At 56.4% G+C, this 15,365-nt stretch carries 20 protein-coding genes; 7 read left to right on the forward strand and 13 right to left on the reverse strand.

Annotation, left to right across the window (positions count from 1 at the left end; genetic code table 11):
• Nucleotides 1-233 precede the first annotated feature (233 nt).
• From QQL24_RS08870 to QQL24_RS08880, 3 genes are all read right to left on the reverse strand, one after another.
• Entirely contained in the window at nt 234-818 is a 585-nt protein-coding gene (locus QQL24_RS08870; RefSeq protein WP_284311617.1) for a hypothetical protein, read from the reverse strand.
• A 187-nt stretch (nt 819-1,005) separates the two neighbouring features.
• On the reverse strand, nt 1,006-1,764 hold the full coding sequence (locus QQL24_RS08875; RefSeq protein WP_284311618.1) for an SOS response-associated peptidase: 759 nt from the start codon (nt 1,762-1,764) through the stop codon (nt 1,006-1,008).
• A 4-nt stretch (nt 1,765-1,768) separates the two neighbouring features.
• Nucleotides 1,769-2,089, reverse strand: a complete 321-nt coding sequence (locus tag QQL24_RS08880) for a hypothetical protein (protein ID WP_284311619.1) — start codon at nt 2,087-2,089, stop codon at nt 1,769-1,771.
• 83 nt (nt 2,090-2,172) lie between these two features.
• Between QQL24_RS08880 and QQL24_RS08885 the strand changes: the two genes are divergently transcribed.
• Both QQL24_RS08885 and QQL24_RS08890 read left to right on the forward strand, forming a co-directional pair.
• Nucleotides 2,173-2,406, forward strand: coding sequence for a hypothetical protein (locus QQL24_RS08885; protein ID WP_284311620.1), 234 nt, complete (start codon nt 2,173-2,175; stop codon nt 2,404-2,406).
• 3 nt (nt 2,407-2,409) lie between these two features.
• Entirely contained in the window at nt 2,410-2,760 is a 351-nt protein-coding gene (locus QQL24_RS08890; RefSeq protein ID WP_284311621.1) for a hypothetical protein, read from the forward strand.
• Nucleotides 2,761-2,808: 48 nt separating this feature from the next.
• Here the strand turns inward: QQL24_RS08890 and QQL24_RS08895 are convergent, their stop codons facing one another.
• Nucleotides 2,809-3,201 (reverse strand): hypothetical protein, encoded by a 393-nt coding sequence (locus tag QQL24_RS08895; RefSeq protein WP_284311622.1) that lies wholly within the window; start codon nt 3,199-3,201, stop codon nt 2,809-2,811.
• A gap of 261 nt (nt 3,202-3,462) precedes the next feature.
• Between QQL24_RS08895 and QQL24_RS08900 the strand changes: the two genes are divergently transcribed.
• The 5 genes from QQL24_RS08900 (at nt 3,463) to QQL24_RS08920 (ending at nt 8,287) form a co-directional block, all read left to right on the forward strand.
• The gene (locus tag QQL24_RS08900) at nt 3,463-3,726 is read left to right on the forward strand and encodes a hypothetical protein (protein ID WP_284311623.1); all 264 of its coding nucleotides are present in this window, start codon (nt 3,463-3,465) and stop codon (nt 3,724-3,726) included.
• Nucleotides 3,727-3,804: 78 nt separating this feature from the next.
• Nucleotides 3,805-4,152, forward strand: coding sequence for a hypothetical protein (locus tag QQL24_RS08905; protein ID WP_284311624.1), 348 nt, complete (start codon nt 3,805-3,807; stop codon nt 4,150-4,152).
• A 390-nt stretch (nt 4,153-4,542) separates the two neighbouring features.
• Entirely contained in the window at nt 4,543-5,106 is a 564-nt protein-coding gene (locus QQL24_RS08910; RefSeq protein WP_284311625.1) for a recombinase family protein, read from the forward strand.
• Between the two features lie 173 nt (nt 5,107-5,279).
• Nucleotides 5,280-6,845, forward strand: coding sequence for a caspase family protein (locus QQL24_RS08915; RefSeq protein ID WP_284311626.1), 1,566 nt, complete (start codon nt 5,280-5,282; stop codon nt 6,843-6,845).
• Nucleotides 6,846-7,960: 1,115 nt separating this feature from the next.
• Nucleotides 7,961-8,287: a hypothetical protein gene (locus QQL24_RS08920; protein WP_284311627.1), complete on the forward strand. Its 327-nt coding sequence runs from the start codon at nt 7,961-7,963 to the stop codon at nt 8,285-8,287.
• A 60-nt stretch (nt 8,288-8,347) separates the two neighbouring features.
• On the opposite strand, the gene QQL24_RS08925 is transcribed toward QQL24_RS08920, so the two are convergent.
• From QQL24_RS08925 to QQL24_RS08965, 9 genes are all read right to left on the reverse strand, one after another.
• Entirely contained in the window at nt 8,348-8,725 is a 378-nt protein-coding gene (locus QQL24_RS08925) for a hypothetical protein (protein WP_284311628.1), read from the reverse strand.
• Between the two features lie 155 nt (nt 8,726-8,880).
• On the reverse strand, nt 8,881-9,354 hold the full coding sequence (locus QQL24_RS08930; protein WP_284311629.1) for a hypothetical protein: 474 nt from the start codon (nt 9,352-9,354) through the stop codon (nt 8,881-8,883).
• 115 nt (nt 9,355-9,469) lie between these two features.
• Nucleotides 9,470-11,671, reverse strand: coding sequence for a DUF3987 domain-containing protein (locus QQL24_RS08935; protein ID WP_284311630.1), 2,202 nt, complete (start codon nt 11,669-11,671; stop codon nt 9,470-9,472).
• A 5-nt stretch (nt 11,672-11,676) separates the two neighbouring features.
• Nucleotides 11,677-11,994 carry a hypothetical protein gene (locus QQL24_RS08940; protein ID WP_284311631.1) on the reverse strand — a complete coding sequence of 106 codons (318 nt, stop codon included), beginning with the start codon at nt 11,992-11,994 and terminating at the stop codon, nt 11,677-11,679.
• The gene (locus tag QQL24_RS08945) at nt 11,988-12,209 is read right to left on the reverse strand and encodes a hypothetical protein (protein ID WP_284311632.1); all 222 of its coding nucleotides are present in this window, start codon (nt 12,207-12,209) and stop codon (nt 11,988-11,990) included. Before QQL24_RS08945 ends, QQL24_RS08940 begins: the two co-directional genes overlap by 7 nt.
• Nucleotides 12,206-12,487, reverse strand: coding sequence for a winged helix domain-containing protein (locus QQL24_RS08950; protein WP_284311633.1), 282 nt, complete (start codon nt 12,485-12,487; stop codon nt 12,206-12,208). The genes QQL24_RS08945 and QQL24_RS08950 overlap by 4 nt, the downstream gene beginning before the upstream one ends.
• A gap of 266 nt (nt 12,488-12,753) precedes the next feature.
• Complete coding sequence (locus QQL24_RS08955) at nt 12,754-12,957, reverse strand: MerR family transcriptional regulator (RefSeq protein WP_284311634.1); 204 nt, start codon at nt 12,955-12,957, stop codon at nt 12,754-12,756.
• 214 nt (nt 12,958-13,171) lie between these two features.
• Entirely contained in the window at nt 13,172-14,026 is an 855-nt protein-coding gene (locus QQL24_RS08960) for a hypothetical protein (RefSeq protein ID WP_284311635.1), read from the reverse strand.
• Between the two features lie 4 nt (nt 14,027-14,030).
• Nucleotides 14,031-15,233, reverse strand: coding sequence for a tyrosine-type recombinase/integrase (locus tag QQL24_RS08965; protein ID WP_284311636.1), 1,203 nt, complete (start codon nt 15,231-15,233; stop codon nt 14,031-14,033).
• Between the last annotated feature and the right edge of the window lie 132 nt (nt 15,234-15,365).

A 15,365-nucleotide genomic window follows, 5' to 3' on the forward strand; every position in this document is an offset into this window, starting at 1 on the left:
CTGGCTGGGTGAACTCGCCTTTTTCAAATTCCTCGACCGCATCTTCGGGCACTCTGAAAATGCGTGTGCCGACACTAAACGCCCGAAGGCGTCCCGTCTTGATCAGGGTTCGAACGTGATTGGGGGTACACCCCCAACGTTCAGCCAGCATTTCGGGACTGAATGGTGGGGGCTTCATTGTTCCATCCCTTTAGCGACGTCGCTGCGGTTGATTTAGCTGACGCACGTCTTGGCTATTTTGCTCGAAACATTTGCCGCAGACGCTGCGCTCGCTCGATCCATAAAAAAGGATCGAAAGCCTCAATCAAACAGGTAGCTATGAATCCGTTAAAGTGAGGCGCAAGGATTAATCTGCTCAGGCGAGGCTCAAGGAAGGTGGCCCAATCATCCAGATCTTCCTTCGTAAGATATCTCAGCCACACTTCTGAGCCGATATGATCCCATGATCGGGGATTTGGCTTGATTGTGTCCCCAAGTTTCATGCGCTTCCGGCCACCGTTTTCATCAACAACCTCAACCTCCGGATCTGGATCTGGGCGAGGCCACCGAGCAACGAGGCGTGATTCTACTTCCCTGCCAATTTCGCGATCATTCTCGTTAAGATGGGCAAGTATGCGCCGCGTGCCAAGATTTATTGTGAATTTTCCACCAGAGAGGCTATTGTTGTATTTCGATGTCTGAAGCCAAAATTCTCTAACACCACGTTTAAATACGCATCTATTTCCAGGCTTTGGCGTCCAGCCCATTTTTTGGAACTTTGGAGTAAGTAATAAACGCATGCGTTTATTAAATTCTTTGCTTTTCACATACTCGCGCATGCTTCACGATCTATCTTTGGCGCTCGGCTTGGGCGGCCCATTCAAACTACAATGTCACTTGGCTCAGGATAGTAAGCGTGTCGCAATAATCCCAATAAAAGTGAGACTTTTGCATCCTATTTCTGCAACCGCTCCACAACCACCAGCGCATCATCCGGCAGTGGCCGCTGTAGTTCCTTGGCCTCACTCAAATAAGATCCGGCTCATCCGCAAAACCATCCTCTGATGATGGCCTCGTGCCAGGCTCTCGGACAGGATCCGCCACATCCGGTTGATTATAGCTCGGGCTGTTGACCTTGCTCGATATCGGCCACATGTCCATGAGCTCTGAGGGATAGGGCACCATCAAATCGGCTGGGTCGGGCTCGATGTTGTCCAGCCAGCGCGAATAGTCTTTGGCGTGCAGGATCACCGGCATGCGGTCATGGATCTGGCCCACGAGCGAGTTGGGCGTGCAGGTGACGATGGCAAAGGTGCGGGTGACGTTGCCGGTCTCTTTGTCCGTCCAGCTCTCCCAAATGCCCGCCAAAGCGAATTTCGAGTGATCGGCCATCGCGATGGCGTAGGGCTGTTTCTTGCCTTTCATGGGCTTGCCGTCGTCACCGAATATCTTTTGCCACTCAAAGAAGCCGTCGACCGGTACCAGGCAGCGCCGGCCCTTGTAGGCGTTCCGGAACATGCCGCTGCTGGCGATACCTTCGCAGCGGGCGTTGATCGGCCGCTGCCCCTGGCTGAGCGTCTTGTACCAAGCCGGCGTGAAGCCCCATTGTAGCAGGTCATGGACGTAGCGCGTCGTTCCAGGCTCGCGCCTGATGCACCACAGCCATTGCGACGGGGCACCGTTGTGGTGGGCCTTCCAGGCCCGCGCGAGAGTCTCTTCGGTCGCGCCCATCTCGGAATGAATGCCGGGCAGTTCAGGGCCGGTCTGCCTTACGCGTCCACACATGGCCTTAGAAGTCCCGCGGGCCGCGATAGCCGGGCCGCTTCATGTTCTCCAAGGCATGGGCAATCTCGACGCCCATATGCTCATTCTCCGCCAATCCCAGCATGAAGTTGTCGGCAAGCCCGGTGATGGCAATCGTCGCCTCCGTCCGCGTCCAGCCGGCACCCACCGCCTGGTCCACAAGTTCAAGGAAGGCTGTTTCCAGATCAAACTCGCATTCGGAGATGCGATCCGAGATATCGAGATTGCACTTCGGTCCGCACATGCTGCCCATGCCGTCCTCCATCCACCCATGCTCAACCCTAGCAAGGAAGCTGGCTTCTGTCATTGGGAGACCCGGTGCGACATGTTCACGTCTTGTTCTCATTATTCCACATGGCATCCTGCTGCTAGGCCAGAGGAGATTCGGCGATGGGAAGCAAGCGATATCAACGTTCCGGCGACATCCGAAACCCGGATGAACTGGCCTTCTGCATCCACCAGGTCGAACCCGACGATCAGATCCTGCAGACGCTTGGCGCCACCGTCACGATCAGCTCGGCAATCGCCGCTTTTGAGGTCCTGGTTGAGCAATGGCCGAAAGACCGTCGCATCACGCTACAGCAAGGCGGCAGGATCATCAGGGACAGCAAGGAACCGAAGTGAGGTGTGGGAGGCATCGCCATGGTCTATCGCAAAGGCGAATTCCAGCTCTCGACGCTGGACAGGTTCTATCCTTTCCATGTGGCAATTTTGATTCACCGCGAGAGCCCGCGCGAGCGCTTCGCGTTCTATGGCGAATTGGATGCCTTCTATCGGTCCATGAACGAGGCGCCGCGGTTTAATTGCATAGGCCGCGGCGAAACTGAGCACATAATCTACGGCTTCAAGACGGAGGAGGCGGCGCAGACCTTCCAGGATCGCTTCGGAGGCTTCAGGATCGAGCCGACGGACAAGGCGCGGCGCGAGGCAGAGGAGCTGCTTCGTCGCGCTGAGCACACTGCCTCGAAGCCCTCTTGAGATTGTAGCCTTCCACGTGCGCGCGCGAGTTGCCGTATCAGAGCAGTATTAGACGGACTGGCGATATCGAATTGCGCCTTCGTTCAAGAAAATTGTTGGGATCAAGAACACTAGTGCCATTATCAAGTCATTGGCCTGCGTTTGTAGATCCCACATTGGAAGCGCATCTCTCAGCGCCAATGTTTCCATCAACAATGCCGCAACAACCAAGAGGACGCCAAATCGTGCGATTCTCCAATACGGAACAAGAAGCAGGATCGCGCCAATTATCAAAAGTGGCGATATCACATTTCTCATATAATCAATTGTTGAAGGACTATATGTTTTCAACATACTGACGACGGGGATGTCATCACGGCGATACTGGTATGCGATAAACCAGCCCAGGCCTGATACAGGAAGACGCAAAAGATAGCCGAAAAGATGCATCAAAGTAGCCATTCAGAAGGCTCCTGTGAAAAGGCCGGGAATTACGCTCCCTATCCCGATTATCCGCTACACTAACAATGGGATGCCGAACTGCAAGTCTCGATGGACAGAGTGAGGCACTCCCCGGTCTGATATGGGAAGTATTCTTTTTTGCAGGGCCACTTGGGCTAGGCAGCTTGTACCGTTCGACTATTTGGCGGACAATCTGGAGGTTGGACGCTCAGGCGCGTAAGTGATCAATGGGTCGCAATCTCTAATGTTTGGGAGATAATGATGGAAGGTAAGAATTCAAAGCCACCGATCTTGCGATCACTGATAATTGGTTTTGTGCCTTTAATAATACTCATGGTATTGTTTAGTGCGTTAGACGCAAAAGGGTGGGATCCCATTAAGAATATTGAGAGACTTTTATTGGAGCCTACTGCTGAAGAACGGGATAGACAAGCTGCGGAGCAGAAGTTTCTTGATTTGCAGAATCGAATCCAAAGCAACGCTGCTAGGATGGAAAAAGAGTACGGTAAACCGAAAGGTCCGTAATAATATGCTCCAGCCGCCGGCAGCCCGTGCGCAGACGCGCGTGTCTTACGAACCGTCCCCAAAATAAAGGTTGCCGCCATGCTGGAACGTGTTGCCACCTTCATCCGCCAGCGCCCAGCGCTAAAATGGGTGTTGTTGGCGTTGTTCGGTGTGGCATGTGTCCTCCTTCGAGGCAGTCAGGTTTACGATTTCATATGGCCCCGCGACAAAGCCGTTTATCCATATCACTCGGCGGACGAAGCAAACAAAGCTCAACAGGGCGCAGTCGCGTTGATCCTCGCCACGTTGGACGACGAACGCAACGAATGCGCAAAGGGCAACTCCAAGTCGTGCGACGAAGCGTTGAATGACGAACGCGTCGCATGCTCGATGGGCGACTCCAAGTCGTGCGACCTAGCAAAAAACCTCGGAAAACCAGACCACTAGAAGCCACAAAGAGGTCCCGCAAACGACCCATATCCGTTAAGCCGAATACACTCCCGGTATTCTTATTCAACAATACTTCGAACTCAGCGCCAAGCAGGACGTCCGACGAACGTCCATTTGACGAGAAGTTGGAGGACCGTCTGCACCAGCAGCATAAGGACGCATCCAATACCGTAGTAGTGCGCGGAATACATCAGCAAGACACTTGTCATAACGCTAGACGCCAGTGCGACAACCACACCTGCTATGCTAAATCTGGTTTGTCCTTTTCAGGTAAACCCCAGCGAGACAATCCGATGAGACACTTTCCGCGTCTTATTTGGGTTTACTTTTGTATTATGAGACGGTATGGAATGCGGGTCTAGAACCAAACGAGACGGGTGCCAGTGAATGACCACGTACGGCTATGCACGCGTCAGCACCACTGACCAGGATCTGACAATTCAGGTTGAGGCTCTCCGCAAAGCTGGGTGTGAGGTCATCCGGGAAGAGAAGCGCTCCGGCACGACCCGGGAGGGCAGGGCAGAGCTTGATACGCTTCTCACCTTCCTTCGTTCAGGCGACACGCTGATGGTCACGCGCATCGATCGCCTGGCGCGCAGCATTGGGGATCTGCAAGACATCGTTCGCTCGCTCAAGGCTAGGGGCGTTGCGCTCAAGGCCACGGAGCAGCCGATCGACACCAGCACCGCCGCCGGCAAGGCGTTCCTGGACATGCTCGGCGTCTTCGCCGAGTTCGAGACGAACCTTCGAAAAGAGCGCCAGATGGAAGGCGTCGCCAAAGCGAGGGCCGCGGGCGTGTATAAAGGGCGCAAGCCGACCATTGACATCGCCACGGTGAAAGAGCTGCAGGGCAGCGGGCTGGGCGCCACGGAGATTGCAAAGAGGCTGGGGATTGGAAGGGCGAGCGTTTACCGGGTTATAAGCGAACGGCTAACGACGCATGTCAATTGATCGCCGCAGTGACGTCTTTTTTCTATAGTGAGCGTGTATAAGCGTCTGCATGATCGCAGCAACCGCCCGGCAGGGATAATTGCCAACGGGGCGCTTACTTTGTGCCCCAGAACACTTTGCCCTCTGCAGAATATGTTATTGTAAGGCAGAGGTTCAAAATATGGGAGGCGGGCATGCTTGGGCGTTTTCTTGCTATTCTCGCATTTCTGGCGATCTGTCTACCCGTCACTGCTCATGCCGAAAAGAGAGTGGCACTTCTAATTGGAAACTCAAACTATTCCACCGTTGGTAAACTTAAGAATCCTCCCAACGACGTTAAGTTGATTCAAGGTGCTCTTCAGCAGGCCGGCTTCGATTCCGTATCGGTACAATTAGATCTTGGACGAGAACAATTTGTAAAAACCTTACGCACGTTTGAAGATGAGGCTGCTAAGGCTGACATCGCCGTTGTCTATTATTCGGGGCATGGCATTGAGATGGACGGTGAGAACTACCTAATTCCTGTCGATGCGAAACTCACCACAGATCGAGACGTCGTGGATGAAACGATAACCCTGCAGCGGGTTGTAACCGCCCTTGAGGGCGCAAAGCGCCTTAAGCTAATCATCCTAGATGCGTGTCGAAACAATCCATTTATTGCAAATATGAGCCGGTTTAATGCGACGAGATCGATTGACCGAGGACTGGCACGTGTTGATACATCTACCCCGGACACACTCGTGGCGTTTGCGGCAAAGGCGGGCACGACCGCTATTGACGGTGACGGGGACAACAGCCCGTTTGCTTCGGCGTTAGCAAGCCGTCTAACTGAGAGGGGCGTCGATGTACAAATAGTTATGCGGAAAGTGCGAGATGACGTGTTGAACTCGACTCAGCAAAAGCAAGAGCCATTCGCATATGGCTCACTTGGCGGCGCGCTCATAACACTCGCCGATCCACTTCCGCCAGCGGTCAGCGCTCCTGCTCAAACAACTCCAGCGATACCATCTGGAAATTTTGACCCATGTTCTCAAGCAGCCGCCCATTGGGCTGAAGCAAAGGCCCAAAACAAGCGAGAGTTTTATGAGGACCACATTCGCCTGTTTGGCAGCTGCCCATTTGCACCTTTCGCGAGAGCGGCAGTGGCAAAGCTCGATGCGGACGCAGCAGTTAAGACCACGCCGCCACCTAGTTCTTCGCCTAATCAAATTGCAGCAGTGACGGTGCCAAGTACCCCAAAGCTAGTCACAAAACCATTGCCACCCCATAAACGTGCCGCGGTACACGTTCAAAAACGTACACGAATTAAGGTCGTGAAGGCTTCTCGAGTCGCACCTGCAGTTAGCCGTGATTTTGCGGCGCCAGTGCTGCCATCCAGCACTCGATCAAAACCAATACCTGTATTTCCACTGCCGAACGGTGGTGGCGGGGGTGGCGGGGGTGGTGGTAGTGGCGGCGGTGGAGGCGGCGGAGGAGGCGGTGGCGGATGGTCCGATCGCCGTCTCAAGACCGACATCCAGGCTCTCGGCCATTCTCCTAGCGGCTTGCCAATCTACAGCTTCCGCTACATCTGGGGTGGCCCGATCTATGTGGGCGTCATGGCGCAGGATCTCCTCGAGACCCGGCCCGAGGCAGTCATTGTCACCGACAGCGGATTTATGATGGTCAACTATGACGTGATCGATGTTAAACTAATGTCGCTTAGGCAATTTGAAGCTCGAAAAAAAATACGATCTATCAGTATGACGCACGGTTCTTAGTACCATCCTGAAATATGTATCGTGGAGGAGATCAGCTCACTTTGATTCTCCCGAGCGGACAGAACAACTTCCAATGATTCCGGGCTGAGAAATCTTGGACCTTTATACGCAAAACTTTATGGCAGTGCCATTGGGATCTAATCCGGTTTGAAGTTCGCTTTGGCCCGTCACGAGGACCAGAGCATGAAGCGCGTCCGCTTTTCGGAAGAACAGATCATTGGGACCTTGAAGGAGCACGGGGCCGGCGCCCCGCTCCCGCGATACTTCATCCCGGCCAAGGCAAACTCAGCGGGCCTCGTGCCTGGTCCGCAGCGCTCGCAGAAGACGTGCTGCATGATGCAGCCCAGATCCTCGCACTTCGATCGCGTGCGCAGCAGGCGCCAGGGCAAATGCACCGACACACGGCACTTGTCGCCGCGAGCCTCAGGCCTTCCCAGCCGGCTGCGTTGGTCGCGCTCTCCAGCCGCTGCAGCCTGCTTTCAATCGATCGAGAGGCCATCTCCACTCCTCGCCTGCTCGCCGAAGGGCGTGTTTCCGAGCCTCGGCACGCCCGTGTTCACTCGCACGATCTGCGCACCAGGTTCAGCGGCCAAAATCTCGGCCTCTGCCTCGCGGCTGCAGGCCACGAACACACGTCGGCTAAGACGCGTCTGTTCAATGCTCCGAAGCCGGTTCTCAATGGATCGAGCAACCATTTGGGGCCGCCCTAGGATGTCCCGCCGGAAACTCGGCGGTGATAAGGCAGATCGCCTTGTTGTTCGACCCAGGCGGTCCGCCATAGATGGTCTGCCTACTCACATCCCGACACCGGCAGAAGGCCGCGCTAGGGAGCAGGATAGCGCTGCTTGATCAAATGGGAGCGATGTTGAAAAATGCGACTTCTCCAAGGATGTCGAAAACGTGTGGCAATCGATGATATGCCCTGCGATGGGGAAGACAAAAGCAAGCCGGCGCAAGCCCCGATCGGCTGACCTATAGACGAGGGAAAAGCTGTTTCGTCCTGACTTCGGAAATTCCATCGCACCGTTGATCAAGCGGGCTTCGGAACTTCTTCGCAGCGTCGATGAGCTTTTGCCCGAGTTGGCGAATTGCATGAGAAGCGAGGGAACGGTGCCATGGGGTGGCTGGAGAGGGTCTGGGCAACGCTACAATCGCCTGCGCCGTGGTGGATGTCGGTTTTGCTTTTTCTGCTGTGGCAATGGTCGGCGGCAGATAGCAAGGCATTCAAGGCTTCCTTGGCGATCCTCACCGATAGGCATGAAAGGCTGGTGGACTCCACCGAGCAAAAAGTCCGGGTTTTAGAAGAGGTGTTGGGCGATGTCAGGGTAAGCAGCGAGGGACACAGCCATACCCTTGCGATGAATGAAAGGGAGGTGATCAGGCTTCGGGACGAAATTGCTGTCCTCAAACTTAAGCTCATACAAGCCGGGATTCGGATCTGAGACCGAGCGCCGCCACCCAATAGGCAGTTAAGATCAAAGAGATCGGAGCGATACGCGCTTTCAGTGCGCCTTACTCGACCCTACCAAGATCATCTCATCTACCACCGGTTCGTCTTCGACAGCGCTAATCCCCAGTTCCCTGGCGCCCTCAAGAATGCGCCGCTCCAACTCTTCGTCTGACAAGTGGCTGAAGTCGCCTGGCCTGCCGATCTCCACTTGGGCAATCGCCTTGCCCCAGCCACGTTCGAGGATCTTGTCTGCGGCAGACACGCGGGCCGGCGCGGTCGCCGTCGGGTCGCGCATGATGGCCACCAGCGTCTGAATGGCCTCCTCAGTGAATTCCTTGGCAAGCTCACCGATCGCGCGGCCCTTTTCGAGCGTGCTCTTGTTGAGGGAACCCTTGGGCCTGCCGGCACCGGGTCGATATCCGCCGGGCATGAGTGCTTCCTGATTGGACTGAAATCCGTGCGAACTAGATTGATAAGCAGAAATGCTTAATTCAAGCGCATTATATCAGCCTTTCTAATCAATTGCACCCGTTCCTGACTTCGCAAACAGTCGATTTCGCTGCGATCAGCGTGATTTTTCCAGATTTAAAATCGCGTTTTGGCTACTTCCCCTCTGGTAACGGTTGCCGGCCAATGGCCGCGATAGAAGCTGCCACCAGTCGACAGCGTGGCGTGATGCGCATCGATGCCTACGACCGATCGCCCCCGCAGCAGCCACACGAGGCCCATTACGTCATGTCGGACGAGCGGGTGAGTAGGATGCAGGCCGAATAGCTCCAGGTCGCTCCAGCCCAATAGAAGGGCTTCATCAGCCCATCGATCGAGGAAGGCGCGGGCATCGGCCTTTGCCTGTTGCCAGCGGTGATCATCATCCGTCGGGTTCGTAGCCTCAAGAGTGGCGAAGGCGTCGGCGTAAGGGCCTCTATATGCTGGCTGGAACGACATGACTTCTGCGACAGCCGTTACGATCGGCGCCGACTCTATCAGTTCGTCCTGAGCCTCGATATCCCGCGCCTTGGTCGCGGCGCGGTTCAGAGCAAGGGCAAGCCATTCGCTCATTGTAAATCTCCAACCCCTTGTCCGTTTGCTCCGTTAGCCTCGATAGCTCGTTGGACTGTCATCTATCGGAGCTAATGGAGCTAATGGAGCTAATGGACTGGCACCTACAGATTTCTCATGCCGCCCTTCCGAAGAGGCGACGGTTGACTTCGAACTTCTTTGACGAGCGTCCTTTTGTATTGCCTTCGCGACCTGGCGCGGGACGAATGACGCCAGATTCCACCAGTGCAGAACAGGCCGCGTCCATGGCGCCCGCGTCTCTCAGCGGACCCCCCTTAGAAAGACGAAGGTCGCGAGCATTGAAAGCCGATTGCCCTTCGTCGCGCAGTCTCCTGATCAGCACCATGGCAAGTCTGTCATGCAGCGGGATCGAGGCGTCTCCGAACACTCGTTCCGCCATCGGCAGGAAATAGCCGTCGACGATACCACTTGCCGCCAACACCGCATCTGCGCCGATCTTGCTCGGCTCTGTGTCGCTTGGCTGAATGCACCACCACAGATATTCCAACACGGCAGACAGCCTCAGGACATGACCACGCGCCTTGCCGAGCGCGCCTGCCATGACGCCTGTTGCCTGGTGAGCCCGGATTGCCACCGAGCGCGCGTATTTCTCCAGGAAGTCTTCTGCCTCGCTGGTGAGTTGGATATATCTAGGCTCCGGATTGCCGAACTGATCCGCGCTCATAGGCAGTTCCACAAGTCTAGCAAAGGCTGCGTTCGCCTTGTGATCGAATTGCTGCTCGCGTAGCAGCGAGAAGTCAGGCAACGCTTCCGGCCAAGCCCACAGCATGCGGGCAACCAAACCGTCATCCGGACCTGAGAGCATCTCCGCGAGCTTGTCTGGCTGGACACCACCCAAAATACCAATGGACAGATGGGGGATGCGGATAGGGTCGGCATTCTTCACACGGTCGACGACATAGGGGCGGCCACCGTACATCTCGATAGCGAAAGCGCGATCGGCGCCGCCTCCACCGTATTTGTCAAAGGCTCCGAACCACCCCGAAAGCTCGTCCCGAACAAGCAACAGCCCGCGCGGCAGCAAAGCCGCGAGCTTCGCGATAGCCTCGATTGTAGCGTCCGCGACACGAATGCGCGGGCGCGGAGGCACGTCGGGAACCTCCGCTTCTGCTGGCATCTGGCGCGGATTCTCACCAGCCTTCACAGAGGCTTTGACTTCGGCCTCCCATGCTTCTCGTGTGGCCTTGGCGGTCTGGCGCTTCGTCTCATAGTCGCGGCGCTCGTCATCATAGCCGGCAGCCATCTGCTCCTCGGCATGATGTACCAGAGCGAAAGCGGCATCCATGGATGGCGACTTGCCGGATGATGGCGAGCCAACCAATCCGCACCACAATAGAGGAGGCTCCGCCCAATTCGCCCCAGCCAGCGGCCACCGCACATTACCAATGGCGGCGGCTGCGCTGGCGAGCAGCGAAATGGCGACGTAGTCCAGGGGAGCCGAACAAGCTGCGGCCCGCTTCTCAACCCACTCGCCCCAGCCGTTCAGCAACTCCACCGGAAATGTAGGAGCGGGGCGCCGCCCTGTCCCGAGCAGGCTTAGATCCGGATTTTCCCAGCTTCCAAATTCCGGCTCCTGCTGTGCCGATAGCGCCATTAGCTCCGTTAGCTTCGATAGGTCGACATCAACCGGCAATTCATCTGCCAGATCCCAACCATCAGGCCAAGACCGGGGAACTTGGACAGTTCCGACACTGGCGACGTCAGTCTGGTGGAGGAGGGCTGCGACATCTCCTGCATATGCAATGCCGGCGGGGTCGTTGTCCGGCCAGATCGTCACTCTGCGCCCACGCAGTGGGCTCCAATCGGCTTTGGCCGCCGACTTGGAACCGGAGATCGAGGTCACAACCACGTGGCTACCAAAGATAGAGGCGGCCGCCTCAACGGCCTTCTCGCCCTCGACAACAAGCACGGGATCGTTCGGTCGCTTTGCCAACTGATCAAGGTGATAGAGTGGCCGCGGCGCAGACAGGCCCTTGGCACGCCATTCGCGCTTTTTGTTCGGCCCCTCGCAGAAAGCGAAGGGCATGAAGGTCTTGGCAGCGGGCGAGCCGTTTGCCGGGCGATCGGCACGAATGACGGAGCACATGCGGTGCCCGTCGGCGTCGAGATATTTCCAGCCGGTCGTAAGGCTATAGCCGGCGGGAAGGCGAGCCTGGATAAATTCCCGAGTGAGCTGGGGCGCATCATCCGGAATTGGCGTGATGGGCTTCCAGACGTCCTCAGGAGGGGCTTGTTTGCCTGCCTTCTCTGCATCGGAAAGGGGCGCGAACGGGTCGCTGTGATAATTGGCTTCCATTGGGATCAATCCTGAATGCCGAGCATCTCGGCAAGGCGCTGAGCGGCCTCGACCTGAGACAGGCCAAAAATGAAGGCGCAGAGGGAAACGGGATCGCCGCCGCGGTCTCCGCTGGCGAAGTCGCCCCATTTCCCGCTCAAGAGGTTGACGGCAAAGCTGCCAGGCGCCCGATCGGAGCGGCGCGGATTGAGTGCGAAATACTCGCGCCCGTGCCGCTTGCCGCCCGGCAGCCAGCGAGCGCAAAGGCTCGGCAGGCAAGGCAGGGCGGCAGCGTTGATCGCATTGAAGTCAATGTGACGGTGAGGCTGAGGCAGGTTCAGCATTGCCTGCCTCCCTGATCACTGAGCAGCCATTCGCGCGCGGCCTTGAGGCCTTCGGACGCACCGACAAACGTGCCGACGAAATCGCCTTCGGGCGCGTAGGTGTGGGACTCGCCGTCGCGAATGACCACAAATCCTTTCAGCGAGCGCCCCGAGTAGACCATGATGTGTCGGCCGGGGGCTCCATCGCGATAGATTGCTGAGGGGCGCCTGATCATGCGCGCACCTCCTGCAGGACCTCTATGGGGCTGCGCAGCACATAGCGGGCATGATGACCGGCATAGGCGCCGCCGTGGTTCTCCGTGACCGTTTCAACAACGAGCCCGGCGCGACGAAGCAGGAAAACGTAGTGCGACCACCTTGGAGCAGGGTTTTCGATTGGCGTGCAGCCCTTCGAACCTGCTTTGATCAGGTTGGAGAGCGCCCAAGCGGCGCGGCCCTCGAACGTGTGGGCGGTTTCACCCACGCGGATTACCATTGCGCGGACATCAGACATGGGCATCGCCTCCCATGCTGAAGCCGGCCAGCCGCGCGAGAAGCGCAGCGGTAGCGGCTGGAAGTCGAAAGCGAGAAGCAATACGTCGAGCTGCCGGTGAGAGCGGCTCGGGGGGCTGCCAAACGAAAAGAGGCAGCGGAGATTTCCTATTTTTCTTGGTTTTTCGACGCAGATATGGCATTGAATTAGGCATGGTCGATGTCCTTGGAAGGGGTGTTGACGAACGAAATCTTCGGCCGGCGGTGCAAACGCCGGTCGTTTTCGTTTCAGGGGGCTTTGGTGGGTCTGACGACGGGAAGGCTATCGAGAAACGCCTTTAGGTCCTCGTCACGGACCAGGGTCTTCCTGCCAAATTTGACGGCTTTCAGGCGACCATCAGCAATCGCTTTAAATAGGCTGACATAGCCAATACCGGCGGCTTTGGATTTGGCTAGTTCGGTTACGCAGCGGGCGTAAGGTTGTGTATTCATCGCGGCACCTAGTGTGTGGCGACGACAAACTCCGGACCTGCAATAGTTGGGACAAATTCGCTCGCAGGTCTCGGCGTTCGTCATCATGCACTAGAGTCTAGCGGCGATGAATCACGTCCTGAAGGTGGGATAACTAAAAATAAGTGATTGATTTTGCTTGCAAAAATTAGATCTCTAATTTCCCATTTAGATCTCGTAGATATCGATCTCAGAACTACTCGGCTTTTGGTCGCACCGGTTGCGTGATTCCCTCGCGCTTCGCAGGCTTGTAGTTCCCCGAAAGAAATTTGCGGAGTGTAGGCTCCCTGAATTCCTTGTTGTTAATCCGACTTTGGGCCATGAATCGCGCTATGAGTGTTTTGCTCAGCTTTGGATTTTTCAGCCAGTGCTTTTGAGCCTCGTCCACCATCGACAATAATTTTTGGGCATTGATAGTAATCTCCTTGGGGCCGCGCTTCTTCAGTGAAGATTGTTGTGTTGTTGTCTCTTTTGATGAGGTTGGAGAATGACCGATGGCCTTCCAAATCCTCAAAACATCGTCGCGCTGGAGTCTGACCTGGGTGTACCGGGGCTGATTATCGAATTGCCGTCCAATCGCATCGACGGGCCATCCTTCGCGATCAAAATAAAACAAGGGATCGTCGCCCTCGGTCCATTCCGATGAATCATCCAATTTTCGGATTGCCCGGGATTCATTCTCGCCGGCCGGAATGCCGACAGCGGTAAGCTCGTTATTATCGAGGTGGCGCCACAATTCGCGTTGTGCTGCAGCACCCTGCATAAGAGCGTCGCGGCGAGATGACTTCGCAGGCCCCTCCAGGACGTCAAACAGGGATACGCGGGCATTGGACGTCGGGAAGAAAAAGTCGTGATTCCCATCGTTGCCCTCACGAAGATATTTAGGCCATGCCGCGCGTACTGCTTCTGGCTTTCTCCAGATTATCCACGCCGCAACCATCGGCAGAGACCATTTTGACACGGCGAGTGGATCCATTGTCCCTTCGTCGGGGGTGTGGATAGAAACGCTAGTGCCCTTCGTCTCTTTTAGGGTCATCGCTTGCTGCGACATGACTTCACCCTCGCTTTAACGGAATGACATTGTCAGCCGGCGGCGTTGTGCAAAAGGCCGCCCAACTTTCCATCAACGCCCTGCGTTTATCGAACAAATCGCCACGCCGATAGGCGCGCTCAGTCTCGTCACCGACAAGATGCGCCAGAGCTGCCTCGCTGACCTCATTCGCGAAGGGCGTAACCTCCGCGGCCCAGTCCTTGAACGCGGATCGGAAACCATGGACAGTCACGTCGCTGTCCATCCTCTCAAGCAATTTCAGCATCGCCATGTTTGAGAGCGGGCGCCCCTTTTTGGCGCCGGGGATCAGCCACTCGCCACCGGCTATTTTCAACTTCTCTATGATTTCCACGGCACGAGGCGCCAACGGCACACGATGCTCACGCTTCATCTTCATGCGTTCTGCTGGAATGGTCCAAACCTTTCGCTCCAGATCGAATTCCCCAGGCTTCGCAAGTAGCGTTTCGCTCGTCCTGGTAGCCGTGAGGATTAATAGCTCGAGCGCCAGAGCTGCCGTCGCCTCACGAGACCGCAGATCTTTCATGAAAGCCGGAATTTCCTCATAGGGCAGGGCGGCATGGTGGCCGCGGGAAAGCTTTGCGCGTCTGGGTAATATGTGATCGAGATGACCAGACCAGCGAGCCGGGTTCTCCCAGGGGGATTTGATAAACCCGGCCGCCTTAGCCGAGTTGAGAACACGCTCGATCCGTCCCCTGATCCTCGAAGCGGTTTCCGCTTTGGTCTGCCAGATGGGCTTCAGGATTTCCAGCACCTGCTCCGTTCGGATTTGCGTCACGTCCATAGCGCGGATCGACTTGCAGTAGGTGTCGCCGATCGTCATCTCCCACTGCGCCTTGTGCTTCGCATTTTTCCAGCTCGGTGCCATGGAGAGGATCAGGTCATCTGCGGCCTCGGCAAATGTCTGAGACCTTGCCTCCTTCGCCCTTCTTTTCTCGATCGGGTTTTCACCATCAGCCAAATTGCGCCTGGCATCTCCGGCGAGCTCGCGGGCGCGTGCCAACGTAACCGAGTTCACGCCACCCAATCCCATTTCCTTTAGCTTGCCGTTCCAGCGAAAAATAAATGTCCAGCGCTTGGCTCCGCTTCGATCGACGACGAGGAACAAGTTGCCGCCGTCGGCGTGCCGACCCGGTTTTGTGATTGAGGTCACCGTCCTCGCGCTGAGCCGATCGATTTCGCGTGCCATAGCCACCCCGTGCCCCAACAATTACCCTAACGCAAAACGCGAATTGTAGCGAATGCTGATGAAGGATAATGACACGTCAGGCTGATTTGGTGAAGCCGCTCCGAGGGTTATCCGAAGGCTAATGAATGCCAG

This window comes from Labrys miyagiensis (assembly GCF_030160835.1).
GTDB classification, from domain to species: domain Bacteria; phylum Pseudomonadota; class Alphaproteobacteria; order Rhizobiales; family Labraceae; genus Labrys; species Labrys miyagiensis.

Coding starts and splice junctions, on each gene's coding strand:
- QQL24_RS08870 (WP_284311617.1), bottom strand. CDS start 818: ATGCGCGAGTATGTGAAAAGCAAAGAATTTAATAAACGCATGCGTTTA.
- QQL24_RS08875 (WP_284311618.1), bottom strand. CDS start 1,764: ATGTGTGGACGCGTAAGGCAGACCGGCCCTGAACTGCCCGGCATTCAT.
- QQL24_RS08880 (WP_284311619.1), bottom strand. CDS start 2,089: ATGACAGAAGCCAGCTTCCTTGCTAGGGTTGAGCATGGGTGGATGGAG.
- QQL24_RS08885 (WP_284311620.1), top strand. CDS start 2,173: ATGGGAAGCAAGCGATATCAACGTTCCGGCGACATCCGAAACCCGGAT.
- QQL24_RS08895 (WP_284311622.1), bottom strand. CDS start 3,201: ATGGCTACTTTGATGCATCTTTTCGGCTATCTTTTGCGTCTTCCTGTA.
- QQL24_RS08900 (WP_284311623.1), top strand. CDS start 3,463: ATGGAAGGTAAGAATTCAAAGCCACCGATCTTGCGATCACTGATAATT.
- QQL24_RS08905 (WP_284311624.1), top strand. CDS start 3,805: ATGCTGGAACGTGTTGCCACCTTCATCCGCCAGCGCCCAGCGCTAAAA.
- QQL24_RS08910 (WP_284311625.1), top strand. CDS start 4,543: ATGACCACGTACGGCTATGCACGCGTCAGCACCACTGACCAGGATCTG.
- QQL24_RS08915 (WP_284311626.1), top strand. CDS start 5,280: ATGCTTGGGCGTTTTCTTGCTATTCTCGCATTTCTGGCGATCTGTCTA.
- QQL24_RS08920 (WP_284311627.1), top strand. CDS start 7,961: ATGGGGTGGCTGGAGAGGGTCTGGGCAACGCTACAATCGCCTGCGCCG.
- QQL24_RS08925 (WP_284311628.1), bottom strand. CDS start 8,725: ATGCCCGGCGGATATCGACCCGGTGCCGGCAGGCCCAAGGGTTCCCTC.
- QQL24_RS08930 (WP_284311629.1), bottom strand. CDS start 9,354: ATGAGCGAATGGCTTGCCCTTGCTCTGAACCGCGCCGCGACCAAGGCG.
- QQL24_RS08935 (WP_284311630.1), bottom strand. CDS start 11,671: ATGGAAGCCAATTATCACAGCGACCCGTTCGCGCCCCTTTCCGATGCA.
- QQL24_RS08940 (WP_284311631.1), bottom strand. CDS start 11,994: ATGCTGAACCTGCCTCAGCCTCACCGTCACATTGACTTCAATGCGATC.
- QQL24_RS08945 (WP_284311632.1), bottom strand. CDS start 12,209: ATGATCAGGCGCCCCTCAGCAATCTATCGCGATGGAGCCCCCGGCCGA.
- QQL24_RS08950 (WP_284311633.1), bottom strand. CDS start 12,487: ATGTCTGATGTCCGCGCAATGGTAATCCGCGTGGGTGAAACCGCCCAC.
- QQL24_RS08955 (WP_284311634.1), bottom strand. CDS start 12,957: ATGAATACACAACCTTACGCCCGCTGCGTAACCGAACTAGCCAAATCC.
- QQL24_RS08960 (WP_284311635.1), bottom strand. CDS start 14,026: ATGTCGCAGCAAGCGATGACCCTAAAAGAGACGAAGGGCACTAGCGTT.
- QQL24_RS08965 (WP_284311636.1), bottom strand. CDS start 15,233: ATGGCACGCGAAATCGATCGGCTCAGCGCGAGGACGGTGACCTCAATC.